Source organism: Serratia sp. HMSC15F11 (assembly GCF_001808215.1).
GTDB classification, from domain to species: Bacteria; Pseudomonadota; Gammaproteobacteria; order Enterobacterales; family Enterobacteriaceae; genus Serratia; species Serratia nevei.
Genome location: NZ_KV792506.1, coordinates 693 through 1,189 on the forward strand (window position 1 = coordinate 693; position 497 = coordinate 1,189).

Annotated in this window: 1 protein-coding gene; it reads right to left on the reverse strand. The window is 37.0% G+C overall.

What is annotated here, in order from left to right; genetic code table 11:
• A partial coding sequence (locus HMPREF3138_RS25920; RefSeq protein ID WP_139145177.1) for a phage portal protein occupies nt 1–497 on the reverse strand: 497 nt, incomplete at both ends.

Below are 497 nucleotides of genomic sequence, written 5' to 3' on the forward strand. Positions count from 1 at the left end.
ATGCTTCCTAGTAACTCTGTAGTACTGTTAGTAGGCTTTTCATCACTAGTAATAAAGGCCATTGAGCTTGCAGATACTTTCTTCTGTACAATAGAAGCATTAACAAACTGTTCTAGTTCTTTAATCAAATTGGTACAGGCGATAATGTCGGGAATACCCCTTTCTTGGTCTGGGTAATCTTGAATAAAGAAGTGAATAATTTCTTCTGCTGGTACTACTTCAATGTCAGTCTGATAGTATGAATAGATTGTTGGGTCTACTTTACAGATATTGTATGAAATAGGACGTTTGAACTTGTTAAATCTAATACCATTACTGATATAGTCGCCGTTACTGAACTTTTGATTGTTGATTACTGGTACTCGCAGACTGTCGATTATTTCGAGTCTTAAACCACCTTCAACTTCATGTAACCTGATAAAACACTCTCCGTCACGTGCTCTAGTACGGCACACTAGATTTTGAAAAGTACTGATATCGTGTCTGCCGTTAGTACT